We start from the raw sequence: 18,264 nt of genomic DNA on the forward strand, positions 1-18,264 counted from the left end.
ATGAGCAACGCGGATACGATTAAACAGCTATTAGAGCGTGCAAACACGATTGCCTTAGTAGGGGCGAGTGATAAACCTCACCGCGCCAGCTATCGGGTGATGGCGTTCCTGCTTGAGCAGGGCTACACCGTATGGCCAATTAATCCGGCGAAAGCGGGAGGTGAAATTCTCGGGCAGCCGGTATTGGCGTCGCTAGCGGATATCAGCGAGCCGATCGATATGGTCGATATTTTCCGCAATGCCGATGCGGCGGGCGAGGCCGTTGATGAGGCTATCGCAGTTGGTGCCCGTGCCGTATGGCTGCAATTAGGGGTGATAAACCCAACGGCCGCTCAGAGAGCGCAAGCCGCTGGGTTAACGGTTGTTATGGATCATTGCCCTAAAATTGAGATTCCACTGCTGGGTGTTACAACACCCGCGCAGCGTGTTTAGTCCTCTGCAAGGGTGACCTCTCCTGCTAGAGATTGCCCCATCAACTCGCGCACCTCTTGGGTCGGTAAGTTACGGCCCAGTAGATAGTGCAGCTTACAAAACGCCGCTTCTAGCGTCATATCTTGGCCGGAAATGACATTTAGCGCTTTCAGGCGTGCGCCGGTTGCATAGGTACCTTGTACAACAGGCCCGCCATGGCACAGGGTGCTATTCACCACAATCACTCCCCGTTGGTTTGCCTCGGCTAGCCGGTTCATCAGGTGCTGGTTGCGATCTGGTGGATTACCTGCGCCGAATGTTTGCAGTACTACAGCCGCGATATCCGGGTTATTAAGTACCGCGTCGATCTGTTCATCGATAATGCCGGGGTAAAGGGCGAGCTGGGCTACGCGGCTTGGTTTGCTGGGGAGCATAAAGCGCAATGGCTGCTCGGGCAGGTTGCTGCTGACAGGCAAAGGTTGGATGCCTGCCTCGCTCAGTAGTGGGAAGTTCGGTGAGTCAAACGCTTGCAGTGCGGACGTGTGTGCCTTAGTGGCGCGGTTGCCGCGAATCAGCCTCCCACCAAAGCAGATGGCAACTTCATGTAATGCTGAATGGCGCGCATAGTGAACGGCATCAAGCAGGTTACGCACCGCATCTGTACGTGGCTGACTGAGTGGAATTTGAGCGCCGGTCAAAATAACAGGCTTTGTTAGCCCGCGTAGCATAAACGACAGCGCTGATGCGCTATACGCCATCGTATCGGTGCCGTGCAAGATAACGAAGCCACTGTAATCTTCATAGCGGCGTACTACCATCTCGGCGAGGCGCGTCCAATCATTGGGCTGGATGTTGGAACTGTCGAGGAGCTCATCTAGCTCGACTAGGTCATAGTTGCCCAGCGCTTCGTGTGCGGCATCCCCTAATTGTTGGTCGATTAGCGCATCGAAGCCATGCTTGGGGACATAGCCTTGAGGGGTTGGCCAGCTACCAATGGTACCGCCGGTATAGATAAAAAGGATCTTGTCGTTGTTCATACTACCAAACCACTTAACTGAGCTGCATTATCGAGCTTAATGTATGTAAATCAGCCGCTTAACGCGCTTGAATCGGCCTGCTTTTTAACATGGCTCGCACTATCATAGCTTATCGACGGTGCGCTAGCAGTAGTCTTGTGAAGGGGTGTTGGCGCTAGTGTTAGGTGCAGTTTGATGGGCCTGATACAGCGTTGCCCAACATTATACAGAGCAGCTACAAGCATCCGCGTCGTTAGCTGCGCGTCGCAGGCCAGCATCGGAGCGATCACTGCGAACGGAGCTGGCCCAGATAGGCATAATCTAGCGGTGGCCTCTTGGCCTAGAACACGTAAGGCTGTTTGCAGGGCGTTATGGTTGGTCCAGGGATCGCTGGAGCCTGCGACAAGGCTGCTTGAACGATGTAGCTGTGCGATATCTTCACACAGGTGCAGCAGTAACTGGGCGATCTGGGTATGCAATGTGGCAAGATCAGCGAGCAGCGAGATCAGTGATGAACCCTCTTGCGAGTAGCTGAGTGGGGTGCTCGACAAGTTAGCTAGTATGGGCAGGCATTGACGTGTTAGCTCACATTGCTCGGGGTTGCACCGTCCGAGTGCTTGAATAAGCAAGTCAGCCTGTTCGGTGCAGCCTTTTAGGTCTTTGCGGTGTTCAGCGAAGCGATAGCTTATCGCCAGCACGCCGGGATCCAATTGTTGTGGGCCTTGTTGCAGCCATCGGCTTAAGAGCCCCTCTTTGTGTTGTGCGAGTACAATTAAGCTCTCGAGTGCCGTTATGAGTGCACGCTGGCCGTTGATGAGGGAGATGCGTGTTGCAAGCTGATAGTTCTCGCTTGGGTACTGGGCGCGGTTGCAATCTTTGTTGGGGTTGAGCGCGTAGTATTGGCCGCGCTTTAATCCCATCTCTGTGAGCGCTAGATTGGTGATCACCTCGTTACAGTTGGTGTTGATTGCTGAGATCGCATCGCCATGTACGATATCCACAACGAACTGGTCGTGTAGCTCGCCGGCTTTAATACGGTTACAGGCGTTGAGCAGTGCCTTGTACTTGCTCAGGCTGAGCTTGCCGTCGTGATAGTTGAGGCCGGCAGCCGTTTCTTTGATGAGGCAGTAGCTGTGGATAAGGTCAGGAAACTGGCTAAGAGGTGCATGGCTTGCATGAAAATGTCGCAAGGCGCGTAGCGTCTGAATACCGTACCATGCGTGTTGGGGAACCTGTTCATCGCCCAGCCGGTCGTGTTCTATTCGTGTACTCATGCGTGACCGTATATTTGTTATTATGCATACAATTCATTTAAGCACAGATAACCGCGGATGCGACTTTTTGTAAGTTACCGTTGCAACATCAGCTTTTGGATACGTTGATCCTCTTCACAGCGTTTCGCGAGCGCGATAATCGTCTCGGGAGTGCCCGCAGGCCACTCTGAAGGCATAGTGACTTCAGATTGCACCAAGAACTTAATCAATTCGGCATTGTTCTTAGCTGCTGCGTGCGCAAACAATGCTTCGCTGTGGGCATCGAGACCCACCCCGTGTTGCTGTAGCCGATTTAGATGCATCATGAGTGTTTCGTCGCGACATACCTCAAGGCAGCGTAGCGGTAGATCTAGCCCTTGGGTGTTTGCTCCCGCTTGTAGTAGCGGTGTAATTAAGCGCAGGCTATCCGATTGCTCAAGCGCTAAAAGGAGCGAGGGTGTGCCATGCTCAGTGGTGGTGTTGGGGCTGATATCTGCGCTTAGTAAGGTTTCTAAAGCGGCGGGTTGAGCCGCTGTAATGGCCAGGCTAAGAAGCTCTGGTGCAAGGGCTGCTTGTTCCGCCTGCTTGAGCTTCTTGAAGGTTTGGCTGACGGTTTGGGTATCGCCCTCTTCAATAGCGCGCTTTAGCTTCTTAATGGTCTGGTCTTTAAATAGATTTAGCATCGTTATCGCTTTCAGTTGGTGGCATGGCCCTTTACCGTCTGCATATCTACAGAAATTGCAGCATTTTCAGAATAAATATGCCGGCGCCAAGGCTGACAATAGATCCCAATGTAGTGGTTAAGATGATGTTGGCGGCAAGCTCTGCGTTCCCGCCCATCGCTTTAGCCATAATAAAGCTTGCAGCAGCCGTGGGTGTGCCGAATAACACGAACATTAACACAACATCTTGATCGGCAAAGCCAAGTAATGCTGCTACGCATGTCAGCACGAATGGGATCAATACCAGCTTTGTGGCTGTGGCCCAAAACGCCATAGATGACGTGTGTTTGAGGCTTTTTAAGTTTAAAGATGCGCCAACGGCCATCAGGGCCAGCGGCAGTGTTATATCGGCAAAATAATCCCCTGTTCGGTTGATCACGTTGGGTAGCGTAAAGCCGAAGTAAGAGAAGGGAAGCGCGAGTAACACGGCGATAATCAGGGGGTTTTTAAGAATCTCTATGCCCACCTTCGCGGCAGATAAGTTGTTTTGCTGCTTCATTGGCAGTGTGAGCGCGATAATAGAGAGGCTGTTGTAGAGTGGAATAATCAACGCCAAGATCAAAGAGGCTTTGGCTAGGCCTTCGTCACCATAAATATTCAAGCTCACGGCGAGCCCGACGATGCCATAGTTGCCGCGAAAAGCGCCTTGAATAAAAACGCCCACGTCCTCTGGCCGTTGTATCAAACGTTGTGCTTGCCAACTAATCAGTGCCACCACCATCAAGGTGGCGATCGTAATGTAGCTCAGCATCTGTGGGTTAAAGACAGCATGGAAATTCGTGCGGCTGATACTCATAAAAACGAGTGCAGGCAACGTGACCACGAAAACCAGTTTCGAGGCTGTTGCAACAAACGCATCATCAATAATGCGAGTGCGCTTGAGTAAAAAACCTAGAAAGACGATAAAGAAGATCGGTGCGACAACATTTGCGGTGTAAGCAAAGGTCTCCAGATGCTGGCTCAAAGTGCCTCCTGACTGCGTGGCGTTCCCTGCGTAATCGCAGCGCTAATGGCTCGGGGAAAAGCGCGCTATTTGTGTAGCTTGGGGTAATCGAAGTGGCTAATTATGCCACAGTCCAAGTGTAGGTCGGCCCAATCATCGAGATTTAGATGAAGATGCAAAATGGCGCTGGTGGGAAATTTATCGATGGTTTCACCACTGAGTGCATAGACCAGCTCTGTAAGGCCTGGGTTGTGTCCTACCAGCATTACATGGCGGTCGCTCTGGCCCATAAGGAGCGCGGCCATCGCTTCGGCTGAGGCGAGATAGAGGCTATCGTCTTTTATCAGCGGTACGGCTAGGTCGAAATGTTGGTGTATCGCGGTTGCTGTGGTCCACGTACGGACCGCGCCGCTGGCAATAATAATATCTGGCGGCGGCAGCTGTTCTTTGCAGCGCTGTGCAGCATGTGGCAAATCGCGTCGGCCTCGCTTATTTAATGGCCGCTCGTAATCGGTTAAATCAGGGTCTTTCCAGCTCGACTTAGCGTGGCGAACAAGAGTGAGTAAACGCATGGTGTTCCTTTGTGCTGCAGATTAAGCAAGGTCGCTATTATCGCTTGCATCCATCATGCGTTTCCAGGTGTCTCGCATGTGGCTCATGGGCATACTGCCGACGTGCTGGACATGCATCGGGCCTTCGTTGAAAAGGCGAGGGTCCATGGTGCGGTACTCCTCAATGATGGGCTTAAACTCCATAAGGTCGAGGATATCTTTCTGAATATCCACACCCGGTGCGATTTCAATTAATTTAACGCCCTGAGGTGTCAGCTTGAAGACAGCTCGCTCGGTGATAAATAGGACATTTTGCCCTTTTTCTAGCGCAAACTGGCCGTTAAAGGTGATTTGCTCAACCTGGTTGCGGAACTTGGTGATCTTGCCGTTTTGTTTTATCTCAAGGCGATTATCATGGATCTCTATCTCTTGGCCTGACGAGGTGAAGTTGCCCAAAAAATAGAGGTTTGGCGTATTCTGCGAGATGTTAATAAATCCCCCACAGCCGGCTAAATGCCGACCGAAGCGGCTGACATTGACGCAGCCACGGCTATCAACCTCCGCCATACCCAAAAAAGCTTGATGCAGGCCGCCACCGTCGTAGAAATCAAACTGGGAGGGTTGATCGATAATCGCATCGGCATTGGCAACAGCACCAAAGCTTAGCCCGCCCGCAGGTTGCCCGCCAATACCGCCGGGTTCGACGGTCAGTGTGAAGTCATTTAGCCGCTTCTCCTCGGCTGCAATCATGGAGATGAGCTCTGGCATACCGATGCCTAAGTTAACCACCGTATCTTTACCCAACTCCATGAGTGCACGGCGTGCGATCACCTTGCGTGTCGATAATGGGACATGGCTGTGTTCGCTGTTGATATTGATCTCGCCAGAGTAGGCGGGATTGTACTGCTCGGCGAAGGTTTGTGGGTGATCTTGTCGGTCCGCCACAACCACATGATCCACTAAAATGCCGGGGATGCGGATTCGGTCTGGGGTGAGCTGGTGGCGTTCAGTGACCCGCTCTACCTGCACAATCACTTTACCGCCGCTGTTGCGTACCGCTTGAGCAATAGCGAGAGCCTCCAGGGGAAGAGCCTCATGCTCCATCGAGATATTGCCGTGGCTATCCGCCGTTGTGCCGCGTAAAAATGCGATATCGATAGGGAAGGCTTTATAGAACAGGTAAGGAGTGCCGTTAAGCGAAATTTTCTCGACTATCGCATCGGTTGAACAGCTGTTCACTCTGCCGCCGTCAACGTCCGGATCAACAAAGGTGTTCAAGCCAACATGGGTGATGGTGCCGGGCTTACCGGCAGCGATATCGCGAAACAGATGGCAAATCACGCCCTGAGGCAGGTTGTAAGCCTCTATCTTATTCTGCAACGCGAGTTCACCGAGAGAGGGGGCCAGCCCCCAATGCCCACCGATGACACGGCGAATCAGCTTTTCGTGGCCAAAATGGTTGAGACCACGCAGTTCAGCATCGCCTTGGCCCGCTGCATAAACCAAGCTGAGGTCAGTGGGTGTTCCGGTTTTAAGAAAGCGCTTTTCGAGAGCTTTGGCGAGGGCCTCGGCAAACCCGATGCCAATAAACCCCGCTGTCGCAATAGTTGCGCCATCATGAATAAGTTCGGCTGCTTCATTGGCGGTGATTACGCGTGGGTTCATGGTGCCTCCTGCATCAGCTAAATCGTCGGTCGAGTAACAACTCTAGGGAGGTTAACTTACTAAGTTCCTGCTGCCTTGGTAAGTGGTAGCAGCGAAAATGTTGCACAAAACAGGCACTTAAATATGGCTTTAGCGGAACTGAGTCGGTCGATTCCGCGGGTTGGTTATATCATCATTGTTCTGCTTGCTCACAGGTTACCCTTATGGGCATATTAGGGGTAATATTTTATTTTTACAGCGGCTTCTGTGTTCAGCTTGATATGACTTTCAGCGATAAAATTTCGACATCTGCCTTAGCAAAGCGCCTTGGGGTACCCACAACCGAACTTTTTAAAGAGCTCGAGCTGCTCGGTTGGATTGTACGCTTAGGTGAGCAGTGGGAGTTGACCTCACAGGGGCGTGAGCAGCAAGGAGAGGTTCGTCAGAGCCGTAAATTTGGTGCTTATATTGTTTGGCCTGAGGCGCTTAAAATAGCGGGGAATGTTGCATTACCCGACTATAGCGGCAAGAAGGTGACAGCCACCACCGTCGCGCAGCAGTTGGGGCTCTCACCTCGGACAATCAATTTGATTTTCGCTGAGCTAGGGTGGCTTATACGTGATGGAAAGGGTTGGCGAGTCACGGCCCGAGGTATCGCTCAAGGCGCTGCCCAGCGTAAAAGTGTACGCGATGTTCCCTATGCATTGTGGCCCGAGGAGGTGATGAGCTATCCTGCCGTGGTAGCCGCTGTTAAGGGCGTCAGTGGTGATTTAGCCGGTGCGTTAGGGTTTGCGGATGATAGTCTTGATGCCGAGATGATGACGATGTTCCCAGCGCACTATCACACCTTAGATGGGCGTGTTGTTTGCTCGCGGTTGGAACTAGTGGCCGCAAACTGGCTCTACCTTGCTGGCGTTGTTTTCAGTTATCGGCGGGCGCTAAGTGATGCTGCGTCGCTACGGCCAGATTTCTATCTACCAGCTGCGGGGCTTATGATCGAGTGCTGGCATTCTGAGCATGAGGCGCGTTATGTGCGCTGGAAATGTGAAAAGATCGAGCGCCTCAAAGCACTCGATCTGCACGTGTTGGAACTGAAAGAGGGGCAACTGGCTTCGCTTGAAAGCATTTTAGTGGCTGAATTACGCCAGCGCGGTATTACTCTCTAGTGGATCAGCTGTTGATCCACACCTCTGCTATCCACTCCCAAAGCGTCTCCCATTTGGTCTCTTCTAGTTCGCCTGAGCTGTGCCAGTGGCAGATAGCGCCCTGTGATGCGATCACATAGTAGCCACCCTCTAAGTCTTCACAGATCGGCATCAAGTCGCGTGGTAAGCCCCGAGACCAAGCCACGGCAGTCACCTCCGGTAGGTGGGTATGTGCATTTGGGTCGCTTGCTGTGACAGGGCTGAGTGAGCCAAATACAACATCGCTACCGTAGAGAAGGTACTCTTTGAGGTCGGCTGGGATAGGCAGTAGCATCTCCTCCTCAAGCTCGACCAGTAAGTCCTCGTCTGGTAACTCCATGCTGGAGAAACGGTCTTCGTTTAGCTCATGTAATTGGTCGATAATATCGTTCATGGAGGCACCTCGTTGTATCTTGCCGCGTAATGTAGCCAAAGCGCAGGCAAGACACAATCTTTGCGTACTTTGACGTCAGAGGCGGTGGGCAATACCGGAATCTTCCTCCTCTTCGGTCTCCTCCTCTTCGACAATATCCTCCAATGAGAAGCCACCGCTACTTTCTGCCTCGCTTGGTACCTCATTACGCAACTTCAAGCGCAATCTCAGGTTATTGGCGGAGTCTGCGTTCTTCAGCGCTTCCTCTTCACTGATTCGCCCTTCAACTACGAGTTTAAACAGAGCGGAGTCGAACGTTTGCATGCCAAGCGCTTCGGATTTCTCCATAATCTCTTTGATACCATCGATGTCACCACGCAAAATCAGATCTTTGATGGTCGATGTGCCTAGGAGAATTTCGATGGCAGCGCAGCGCTTACCATCCACGGTTGGGATCAAACGTTGCGATATAATAGCCCGCACATTGAGCGAGAGATCAGTTAACAGCTGGTTGCGCTTCTCTTCTGGGAAGAAGTTGATAATGCGGTCAAAGGCTTGGTTGGCGTTGTTTGCATGCAGTGTCGAGATCGCTAGGTGGCCGGTTTCGGCAAACGCCAAGCAATGCTCCATGGTTTCTCGATCGCGAATCTCACCAATCAGAATAACATCAGGCGCTTGGCGCAAAGTGTTCTTGAGAGCGTTGTGGAAGCTGCGTGTATCAACGCCCACCTCGCGTTGGTTGATGATCGACTTTTTGTGGTTGTGGACAAACTCGATAGGGTCTTCAATCGTGATGATATGCCCACCTGAGTTGCTGTTACGATGATCGATCAGAGCGGCCAACGATGTTGATTTGCCGGAGCCTGTGCCGCCCACAAACAACACGAGGCCACGCTTGGACATAATGACATCTTTCAGCACTTCAGGCAGACCAAGATCCTGCATCTGCGGGATTTCGGTTTTGATATTCCGCGCTACAATCGAGACATCATTACGTTGGCGAAATATATTCAAACGGAAACGGCCCGCGCCCTCTACTGAGATCGCAAGGTTCATTTCAAGCTCGTGTGCAAACTCCTCCTGCTGCTCTTTGTCCATGACCGCCATGGCGATCTGCTCAATTTCTCCCGGCGCAAAGCGCTTTTTGTTGAGGGGTTTGAGCGTGCCCTGAAACTTGCCGCATGGTGGGGCATTGGTCGAGAGGTACAGGTCAGAACCATCGTTGGCTGCGAGTACCTTGAGGTAGTCGTAGAACTCCTTTTTCATACGAAGAACATCCACTGGTTATCATCAAACGGATGTTTCAATGTAGCACATAGATCGGCTTTTTTATGTCTGCATTCAGTTACATTGGACAATATATGAAGGTGAGGGGAGTGGCATGCGGGCATAAAAAAAGCCGCTGAAAAGCGGCTTTTAGAAAACGGTAGATTAACCGCCTAAATAAGCTTTACGAACATCTTCATTCACCAGTAGCGCAGCACCGGTGTCTTCCATGATAACGCGGCCATTTTCCAGCACGTAACCGCGGTCAGCGATCCGCAATGCTTGGTTTGCATTTTGCTCTACGAGGAAGATCGTAACGCCCTCTTCACGGAGCTTTTCGATGATATCGAAGATCTGTTGAATAATGATAGGCGCCAGACCCAGAGAGGGTTCGTCTAGCAAGATCATACGTGGCTTCGACATCATTGCGCGGCCAATGGCTAGCATCTGCTGCTCACCACCCGACATGGTACCGGCACGTTGGCTATACCGTTCGCGCAAACGCGGGAACAGTGCTAAGACGTGCTCGGCTGTCATCTCCGCTTCGCGGCGATCACGGTGGTATGCACCCATGAAAAGGTTCTCTTCAACGGTCATACCGCTAAAGACACGACGCCCTTCGGGGACGATCGCAAGACCTTTCTGCATGATGCTCGAGGTTTGCTGGCCGGTAATCTCTTCACCATCAAAATGGATAGTGCCTGAGGTGGCCTGCGGGTCACCACAGATGGACATCATCAGCGTGGTTTTACCTGCACCGTTGGCACCGATCAGGGTAACGATCTCACCTTGTTTGACCTCAACGGAGACATCATGCAACGCCTGAATTGGGCCGTAGTGAGTGTTGATGTTTTTGATACTCAGCATCTTACTCTTCTCCCAAGTAGGCTTTGATAACGTCATCGTTATTCTTGATCTCATCGGCGGTACCATCGGCAAGCGGCGTACCTTGCGCAATAACGTAGATATGATCTGAAATACCCATAACCAAGCCCATATCGTGCTCGATCAGTAGCACTGAAATTTCGTGCTCGTCGCGCAAGCGAATGATGAGCTCATCCAGCTCTTTGGTCTCGTTCGGGTTAAGGCCTGCTGCTGGTTCATCTAGCAGCAGTAACTCAGGCTGAGTCACCATACAACGCGCGATCTCAAGACGGCGCTGCTGACCATAGGCCAGGTTGCCCGCTTCGCGGTTAGCAAACTCCAACAGGTCCACCTGTTTTAGCCAGTATGCGGCACGGTCCATGGCTTCCTGTTCGAGGCGCTTGTAGCTACCTGTTTTGAACAGACCTGCCAGCAGGCTGGTGTTGAGGTGGCGGTGCTGGGCAACCAGCATGTTTTCGATCACGGTCATCTTCGAGAAAAGGCGCACGTGCTGGAACGTACGTACCAAGCCTTGGCGCGAAATCTGGAAATCCTTCATGCCCGCAATCTCGCCACCGTTAAACATAACGCTGCCTTCAGACGGGATATAGAATCCAGACAAACAGTTAAAAACGGTCGTTTTACCGGCACCGTTAGGGCCAATGATCGATACGATCTGGCGGTTTTTTACCGCAAGGTTCACCTTGTTGACCGCAACCAAACCGCCGAAGCGCATGGTCAGGCCGTTTACATCAAGTAACAGTTGGCTCATTGCTTCAGCTCCAAGTGAGGACGTTTCATGGGTACGAGGCCTTCAGGGCGCCAGCGCATCATTATGACCATCAACAATCCGAACAGTAGCATTCGGTACTCGGAGAACTCACGAGCCAGTTCCGGCAGAATCGTCATGACAATCGCTGCCAAGATAACCCCAATTTGCGACCCCATACCGCCTAGAACCACAATCGCTAGAATGATTGCTGACTCAATGAAGATAAAGGACTCTGGGCTGATAAAGCCTTGGCGCGCAGCGAAGAACGAACCTGCAAAGCCTGCTGTAGATGCACCAATGGTGAACGCAGAGAGTTTGATCGCTGTACGGTTAAGGCCAAGCGAGCGACAAGCGATCTCATCTTCCCGTAGTGCCTCCCAAGCGCGGCCAATGGGCATGCGCATCAGGCGGTTGATCAGATAGACCACGAAGATCACCAGCACAACTGCGATGAGGTATAGGAAGATCACTTTGTAAGAGCTTGAGTAGCTGATGCCAAAGAACTCATGGAAGGTCATTGCGCCTTCCTCTTTCGCACGGCGGGTAAACTCAAGACCAAACAGGGTTGGTTTCGCGATGCCAGAGATACCGTTCGGGCCACCAGTCACTGCTGTCCAGTTATTTAGCAAGATACGGATAATCTCACCAAAGCCTAGCGTTACGATGGCAAGGTAATCACCACGTAGACGCAGAACGGGGAAGCCTAGTATGAAGCCAAATAGGGCAGCAAGTGCCGCTGCTAATGGTAAGCAGATCCAGAAGGACAGGCCGAAGTACATCGACAGCAATGCATAGGTGTACGCACCGACGGCGTAGAAAGCAACGAAGCCTAAATCAAGTAGACCGGCTAACCCGACCACAATGTTCAGGCCTAAGCCCAACATAATGTAGATCAGGGTGAGAGTGGCTAGGTCTACGGAACCTCGGGAAACCATGAATGGCCAAACCAACATGCCAACGATCAACGCGGCAAGTAGCCAAGGCTTCAGGCGCGCCATGACGCTTGCTTCAGGTAGCACTTTAGCTAGCTGTGGCTTGGGCAAGCCTGAGAAGAAGGCATCAATCTGTGCAGAGAAAAGCTGTGATAAAAATACCACCGCTATGCCTAAACCAATCCACGTCCACTGCTCAGCAGAGGCGCCTTCCACTTGTAGCGTCGTTCCCTCTGTATTGAGCTTCACACCCAACATGAGACACGCTAAAACAAAGGTGACACCCGCGGCAAAAATCGCGCTTAAAAACTTACTATTTTGCATCAGACTTTCTCCACCTCAGGCTTACCTAGTAGACCCGAAGGGCGGAACAGCAGGATAAGTACCAGCAAGCCAAACGAGACGACATCTTTATACTCAGATGGGAAATATGCGGAGGTTAATGCTTCGGTTACACCCAGAATCAAGCCACCTAGCACGGCACCAGGAATCGAACCGATACCACCCAGTACAGCAGCGGTGAAAGCTTTCAAACCGGCGATAAAGCCAACAAACGGATTCACCACACCGTAGTAAAGACCCAGCAGCAGACCTGCAACCGCGGCCAAGGCAGCACCGATAATAAAGGTCAATGCGATGGTACGGTTGGTATCAATACCCAGTAAGTTGGTCATGCCTAAATCTTCAGAGCATGCACGGCAAGCGCGGCCCATCCGCGAGCGGGAGATGAAGAGCGTCAGTGCTGTCATCGCCACAAAAGTCGCAACCCAGATAAGTGCCTGCATGTAAGAGAAAGACACCTCAAACACACTAGGATCACCAAACGTCCAGCCACCTGAAATCTGTGGTGGTAGCGCAACGTCACGTGAGCCTTGAGCCAGAACGACATAGTTTTGTAGGAAAATAGACATACCGATCGCAGAGATCAGTGGGATAAGGCGGTTTGTGCCGCGCAGAGGGCGATAAGCAACGCGCTCAACCGTCCAGCCATACGTGCTGGCAATGATAACAGCCACAATCAGTGCGATGATCAGAATGATCGGTAGGCTTACCATGCCCATACCTAGCAGACCGGCAATTACGATAAACGTAATGTAAGAGCCGATCATGTAGATCTCTCCGTGTGCGAAGTTGATCATACCGATGATGCCGTAGACCATTGTATAGCCTATTGCGATCAACGCGTATGTGGACCCGATCGTCAGCCCGTTGATAAGCTGCTGAATTAAATAAAGAAAAGTTTCGGTCATGTTTCGGGACCCGGATAGCAGAACACCTTGATACCGGATCGCGATATCAAGGTGTTCTTGTGTTTAGTGAAGACTTACTTTACTGCAGTTTTAGAGCCATCTTTGTGCAGCTGGTAAACCTGGAAAGTAGACTCAGTTAGGTCGCCTTTAGCATCGTAAGCGATTTTGCCGATCGCTGTATCCAGTGGGTTAGAGCGAAGGTGCTCAGCCATTTTTTCTGGATCAGTGCCACCTGTTTTCTCAATCGCATTTTTCATCAGCTCAACAGCAGCATAAGCTGTGAATACGAATGGACCTGTTGGATCTTCACCTTTCGCTTTGATCGCTTCAACACGCGCTTGGTTAACTGGGTTTTGGTCAAAGCTCTTAGGAGCTGTTGCCAGAACGCCTTCAGATGCTTCGCCAGCAATCTTCGCAAGGTCGCTGTTTACGATACCTTCTGGGCCCATGAATTGAGCGTTGAAGCCTTTCTCTTTTGATTGACGCAAGATAAGACCAAGTTCTGGGTGGTAGCCACCGTAGTATACGAAGTCAACGCCTTCTTTTTTCAGTTTCGCGATTAGAGCAGAGAAGTCTTTATCACCGGCTGTTACACCTTCAAACATCGTAATGTTCAAGCCGCCTTTTTCCAGCGCAGACTTAACCGTTGTTGCTAGGCCTTCACCGTACTGCTGCTTGTCGTGGATAACAGCAATCGTTTTTGGCTTAACGTTGTTCAAGATGTGCTCAGCTGCCAATGTGCCCTGCAAGCTATCCAGACCGATCGTACGGAATACCATTTGATGGCCTTTTTCCGTGATGCTTGGAGAGGTGGATGCTGCTGTGATCATCAGAATACCTTCCTCTTCGTAGATGTCAGAAGCAGGCTCTGTTGAGGAGGAGCAAAGGTGACCAACAACCAATTGGATGTCATCGTTAACGATTTTGTTAGCAACCGCTACCGCTTGTTTTGGATCGCAAGCGTCGTCGTAAATTACGCCTTCCAGCTTATCGCCGTTGATACCACCTGCATTGTTGATATCTTCGATAGCAGCCATGACACCAATTTTCTGCATGTCGCCATACTGAGCAACAGGGCCTGTTGCTGGGCCTGCCAACGCGATTTTAATCGTATCAGCTTGAGCTGAAGCCCCGTAGAGACTAGCTGCAAGACCAACAGACAGCAGTGTGCGCGTGAATTTTTTCATCGGAAGTATACCCTCTCCGTGCCTCTGATCGGTTTTCGATTCCGGGACACATAGTTATATTTTTTGTTGACAGGGTGAATTAACTATAAAGTCAAAAAAAAATCAATGTTTACTATAGGAAACAAGAGTGCTGTGATGAGAGAAATCAGCGAATATGATCGATAATGTCACCCAAATTGGTAAGTTCTGCTATTGTGGGGCGCGGCGAGAAAAAAGATCCTTTGAGCTACGGCATGTTTCGGTGTGATATGAGCGATTCTCGCGTCGCTTTAGTTTAAGTTTAGGTCGCAATTGCGTTCATACTAAGGTCGCAATAATTGTAACTTGAATCCCCAGTTAAAATCTTTTTAGTTGATGCGACCGTTACACCGCCTGACAACAGTCGATCAAACAATAATCATAATAAACCGGTGGCTCAATGCTCTCGAAAAACTGCCTCAGAATGCAAGGGTATCCATTGTATTGGCTACTGCTCTTGTTGCTAGTTTTACCCCTCTCTTCGATAACCGTGGCGTCAGACCGGCTTGAACAACCCGCGCAGATTGCCATCCACCCCGAACGCTCTTTATTGCTAGATATTACCCGTGTGGGCTCACGGCTGGTGGCGGTGGGTGAGCAGGGCACCATTATCTGGTCAGATGATCAGGGTGAACAATGGCAACAGGCAGATGTGCCGGTGAGCGTATTGCTAACGGCGGTGGCGTTTGCAGATAGCAACAATGGCTGGGCAGTGGGTCACGATGGCGCAATTTTACGCTCAAGCGATCGCGGCGAGACGTGGCAGCGCGTTGCTGATGGCAACGTCGTTAATCAATGGCAAGTGGCGCGCTATGAGCATTTAAACGCAGCGGGCACGGATCCTCGTACACCTGAGGTGAGCGCCGATGATTTTGCGGTCATGCTTGATGATGCCTTGTTTGCACAGGAAGAGGGCGCAACCTACCCGCTGCTCGATGTTTTTTTCTCGGACGCGCAACACGGGTTTATTCTCGGCGCTTATGGGCTGTTACTACGTACTAGCGATGGTGGCGATAGTTGGCAGGTTGAGTCACATGTTGTGCCGAATATTGATCGCTTTCACCTAAATTCCATGGCGCAGATCGCTGGTCGTTTATTCATCGCTGGTGAAGCGGGTGTACTATTCCGCTCGCTAGACCAAGGTCAGCATTGGGAGGCGCTCGCCTCGCCTTATGAGGGCTCATTCTTCAAGTTGCAAGCATACGAGCAAGCCGATCTTGAGCGGGTCTATGTGATGGGCCTGCGGGGACATCTGTTCTATAGCGATGACTTTGGCGAGCAGTGGCAGCAAGTATTACTGGAAACAACGGCCTCTTTAACGGCCGCTACGATTGCAGATACCACGCTGCTATTTGCCGGTAGCGGTGGTTTTGTGGCAACCGGTAATGCGCCTGATGCGCTGGCGAGCCAACGTTTATCGAGCCGAGCATCTATCAGCCAAGCAGCCGCTGTGGAGCCGTTCTGGGTGCTGGTGGGTGAAACGGGCGTAGTTCGGCTGATGCAGGGAGACGATAGCCATGGCGCAGAATAATGTTGAACAGACGCTTTTAGGGCCGATTAAACGCTCTGAGCAACTGATTGAGCGGGTGCTGTTCCACCGCCGCATCACCTTCTTGCTGTTATTCTTGGTGATCACTCTTGCGTTGGGATATCAAGCGATTCAAATTCGCCCTGATGCCAGCTTTGTAAAGATGATCCCAACCAACCATCCCTATGTGCAGAACTATCTGCGCCACCGCGATGACCTCTCTGGCTTAGGCAACAGCGTAAAAATTGTGGTGCAGAGCCGTACGGGTGATATCTTCTCGGCGCCTTTCCAGCAAGTGCTGCAGCAGGTGACCGATGAGGCGTTCTTTATCAAAGGGGTTGATCGCTCGGCACTTAAGTCGATCTGGACCCCTAATGTGCGCTGGACAGAAGTGACGGAGGAGGGCTTCGTCGGCGGCCCGATCATTCCGCCCGACTATGATGGCTCACCGCAGTCGTTAGAGAAAGTCAGACAAAATATTCTGCGCTCAGGGCAGGTCGGACTGCTGGTTGCTAACGACTTTAAATCGGCCATTGTCCAAGTCCCCCTTTTTGATCGTGACCCAGAAACGGGCGAGAAACTGAACTACCAAGCTTTTTCACAGAAGCTCGAAGCGCTGATTCGCGACAAATACCAAAATGATGATATTCAGATTCGCATTGTTGGCTTTGCCAAAATCGTTGGCGACCTGATCGAAGGTGCGCAGTCGGTGGCGGTCTTCTTTGCCATCGCCATTGTGATCACGCTCGCGCTGCTATTTATCTATAGCGGTAGCTTCGCCGGCTCTTTGATTCCGATTATCTGCTCATTGGTGGCTGTGGTTTGGCAGTTGGGGCTGCTGCGCTGGTTTGGTTATGGTCTGGATCCATACTCCATGCTGGTACCGTTTTTGATCTTCGCGATTGGCGTTAGCCACGCGGTACAGGTGGTTAATACCATTCGTCTGGAGCAAGTGGCTGGGGCGGATGCATGGCTGGCTTCTCGGCGGGCGTTTCGAGCCATCTATATCCCTGGTTTGACGGCGCTACTGTCTGACGGTTTGGGCTTTGTGACCCTGTCAGTTATCGAGATTCAGGTCATACAGGATCTGGCCGTTGCAGCCTCCGTTGGCGTTGCGGTGATTATCATTACCAACCTGCTGTTACTGCCCCTGTTGATGTCTTATACCGGCGTGGGTCAGCGTGCGATTCGCCAAGCTGCACGCCGCACGAATGCCGGGCAGCATTGGCGTCATCTGTCTGTTTTCGCAACCCCCAAAGGGGCCGCAGTTGCCACCGCTACCGCGCTGGTAGTGTTGGTAGTGGGGCTTTGGGGGAGCCAAAACTTACAGATAGGTGATCTTGATAAAGGCGCGCCAGAGCTGCGGGCAGATGCACGTTACAACCTTGATAACCTGTTCGTCACTGAAAACTATGCAACCTCTAGCGATATCTTCGTGGTGATGGTGTCCACGCCCGCTGAGCAGTGCTCTAGCTTCGCAACGCTGAGCCGTGTGGATTATTTCCAGCGCTACATGGCGCAGGTTGAAGGGGTGCAAAGCAGTGTGTCGTTGGCTGATGTCTCCAAGCGGGTGACCGCAGGCTTAAACGAGGGGAGCTTGAAATGGCGTAGCGTGAGCCGGAATCAGTTTGTGATCAACGCCTCGCTCTCCTATGTACCAGCAGGCTTTATGAATGGTGATTGCTCGCTACTGCCGGTGATCATCTTCTTAGATGACCATAAAGCGCAAACGCTCTCCCGCGTTTCTGAATCGGTAGAGCGGTTTGCGCAGCAGCACAACAGCTCGGACATCTCCTTTGAGATGGCTGCGGGTAACAGCGGTTTTGAAGCGGCCACGAATGAAGTGATCAGCCGTGCTCAATACGAGATGCTGGCTTGGGTGTATGGCGTTGTGAGCTTACTGTGCTTGCTGACGTTCCGCTCGGTGCGCACGGTGGTTTGTATTATCGCGCCGTTGATGTTGACCTCTATTTTATGTCAGGCATTGATGGCGGCGATGGGTATCGGGGTGAAGGTGGCCACGCTACCGGTAATTGCCTTAGGTGTGGGAATTGGTGTGGATTACGGGATCTATATCTATTCGCGCTTGAACACCTTTTTGCTTGAGGGGCGCTCGCTACCCGATGCGTACCTTGAAACGCTGAAAACCACCGGCTCCTCTGTGGCATTTACGGGGCTGACGCTAGCGATAGGTGTGGTGTTGTGGGTGTTTTCGCCGATTAAGTTCCAAGCCGATATGGGCATTTTGCTGACCTTTATGTTCCTTTGGAACATGCTGGGTGCGTTGATCTTGCTTCCCGCTTTGACTTGCCTGTTGCGCCGTGAGCGCCGTCCAGAGGGAGATTCATAA

General features: G+C 51.7%; 17 protein-coding genes. 4 read left to right on the top strand and 13 right to left on the bottom strand.

Annotation, left to right across the window (positions count from 1 at the left end; translation table 11 throughout):
- The gene (locus E4L36_RS15115) at positions 1–432 is read left to right on the top strand and encodes a CoA-binding protein (protein WP_136681298.1); all 432 of its coding nucleotides are present in this window, start codon (positions 1–3) and stop codon (positions 430–432) included.
- Here the strand turns inward: E4L36_RS15115 and E4L36_RS15120 are convergent.
- From E4L36_RS15120 to E4L36_RS15145, 6 genes are all read right to left on the bottom strand, one after another.
- Entirely contained in the window at positions 429–1,448 is a 1,020-nt protein-coding gene (locus E4L36_RS15120) for a type I asparaginase (RefSeq protein WP_136681299.1), read from the bottom strand. The two genes, E4L36_RS15115 and E4L36_RS15120, sit on opposite strands and share 4 nt — an antisense overlap.
- Before the next feature lie 50 nt (positions 1,449–1,498).
- A complete protein-coding gene (locus E4L36_RS15125; RefSeq protein ID WP_136681300.1) occupies positions 1,499–2,701 on the bottom strand; it encodes a lyase family protein in 1,203 nt (400 codons plus the stop codon).
- 74 nt (positions 2,702–2,775) lie between these two features.
- Complete coding sequence (locus tag E4L36_RS15130) at positions 2,776–3,363, bottom strand: hypothetical protein (protein WP_136681301.1); 588 nt, start codon at positions 3,361–3,363, stop codon at positions 2,776–2,778.
- Positions 3,364–3,409: 46 nt separating this feature from the next.
- Positions 3,410–4,366, bottom strand: a complete 957-nt coding sequence (locus E4L36_RS15135) for an AEC family transporter (protein WP_136681302.1) — start codon at positions 4,364–4,366, stop codon at positions 3,410–3,412.
- 65 nt (positions 4,367–4,431) lie between these two features.
- Entirely contained in the window at positions 4,432–4,917 is a 486-nt protein-coding gene (locus E4L36_RS15140) for a histidine phosphatase family protein (RefSeq protein ID WP_136681303.1), read from the bottom strand.
- A 21-nt stretch (positions 4,918–4,938) separates the two neighbouring features.
- Positions 4,939–6,561: a CoA-transferase gene (locus E4L36_RS15145; protein WP_136681304.1), complete on the bottom strand. Its 1,623-nt coding sequence runs from the start codon at positions 6,559–6,561 to the stop codon at positions 4,939–4,941.
- A gap of 260 nt (positions 6,562–6,821) precedes the next feature.
- Between E4L36_RS15145 and E4L36_RS15150 the strand changes: the two genes are divergently transcribed.
- The gene (locus E4L36_RS15150) at positions 6,822–7,706 is read left to right on the top strand and encodes a hypothetical protein (protein ID WP_136681305.1); all 885 of its coding nucleotides are present in this window, start codon (positions 6,822–6,824) and stop codon (positions 7,704–7,706) included.
- Positions 7,707–7,710: 4 nt separating this feature from the next.
- Here the strand turns inward: E4L36_RS15150 and E4L36_RS15155 are convergent, their stop codons facing one another.
- The 7 genes from E4L36_RS15155 to E4L36_RS15185 form a co-directional block, all read right to left on the bottom strand.
- Positions 7,711–8,118: an SMI1/KNR4 family protein gene (locus E4L36_RS15155; protein WP_127694770.1), complete on the bottom strand. Its 408-nt coding sequence runs from the start codon at positions 8,116–8,118 to the stop codon at positions 7,711–7,713.
- Positions 8,119–8,193: 75 nt separating this feature from the next.
- Complete coding sequence (locus E4L36_RS15160; RefSeq protein WP_136681306.1) at positions 8,194–9,363, bottom strand: PilT/PilU family type 4a pilus ATPase; 1,170 nt, start codon at positions 9,361–9,363, stop codon at positions 8,194–8,196.
- Positions 9,364–9,528: 165 nt separating this feature from the next.
- Positions 9,529–10,230, bottom strand: coding sequence for an ABC transporter ATP-binding protein (locus E4L36_RS15165; RefSeq protein ID WP_136681307.1), 702 nt, complete (start codon positions 10,228–10,230; stop codon positions 9,529–9,531).
- A gap of 1 nt (position 10,231) precedes the next feature.
- A complete protein-coding gene (livG, locus tag E4L36_RS15170) occupies positions 10,232–10,999 on the bottom strand; it encodes a high-affinity branched-chain amino acid ABC transporter ATP-binding protein LivG (RefSeq protein WP_127694773.1) in 768 nt (255 codons plus the stop codon).
- Complete coding sequence (locus E4L36_RS15175; protein WP_136681308.1) at positions 10,996–12,255, bottom strand: high-affinity branched-chain amino acid ABC transporter permease LivM; 1,260 nt, start codon at positions 12,253–12,255, stop codon at positions 10,996–10,998. Before E4L36_RS15175 ends, livG begins: the two co-directional genes overlap by 4 nt.
- Complete coding sequence (livH, locus tag E4L36_RS15180) at positions 12,255–13,181, bottom strand: high-affinity branched-chain amino acid ABC transporter permease LivH (protein WP_136681309.1); 927 nt, start codon at positions 13,179–13,181, stop codon at positions 12,255–12,257. The genes E4L36_RS15175 and livH overlap by 1 nt, the downstream gene beginning before the upstream one ends.
- A 74-nt stretch (positions 13,182–13,255) precedes the next feature.
- Positions 13,256–14,368 (bottom strand): branched-chain amino acid ABC transporter substrate-binding protein, encoded by a 1,113-nt coding sequence (locus E4L36_RS15185; protein ID WP_127694776.1) that lies wholly within the window; start codon positions 14,366–14,368, stop codon positions 13,256–13,258.
- A gap of 442 nt (positions 14,369–14,810) precedes the next feature.
- On the opposite strand from E4L36_RS15185, the gene E4L36_RS15190 reads away from it, so the two are divergent.
- Positions 14,811–15,917 carry a YCF48-related protein gene (locus tag E4L36_RS15190; RefSeq protein ID WP_206064598.1) on the top strand — a complete coding sequence of 369 codons (1,107 nt, stop codon included), beginning with the start codon at positions 14,811–14,813 and terminating at the stop codon, positions 15,915–15,917.
- Positions 15,904–18,264, top strand: a complete 2,361-nt coding sequence (locus E4L36_RS15195; protein WP_136681311.1) for an MMPL family transporter — start codon at positions 15,904–15,906, stop codon at positions 18,262–18,264. The genes E4L36_RS15190 and E4L36_RS15195 overlap by 14 nt, the downstream gene beginning before the upstream one ends.

This window comes from Neptunomonas sp. XY-337 (genome assembly GCF_004959845.1).
In the GTDB taxonomy this organism is placed as follows: Bacteria; Pseudomonadota; Gammaproteobacteria; order Pseudomonadales; family Balneatricaceae; genus Neptunomonas; species Neptunomonas marina.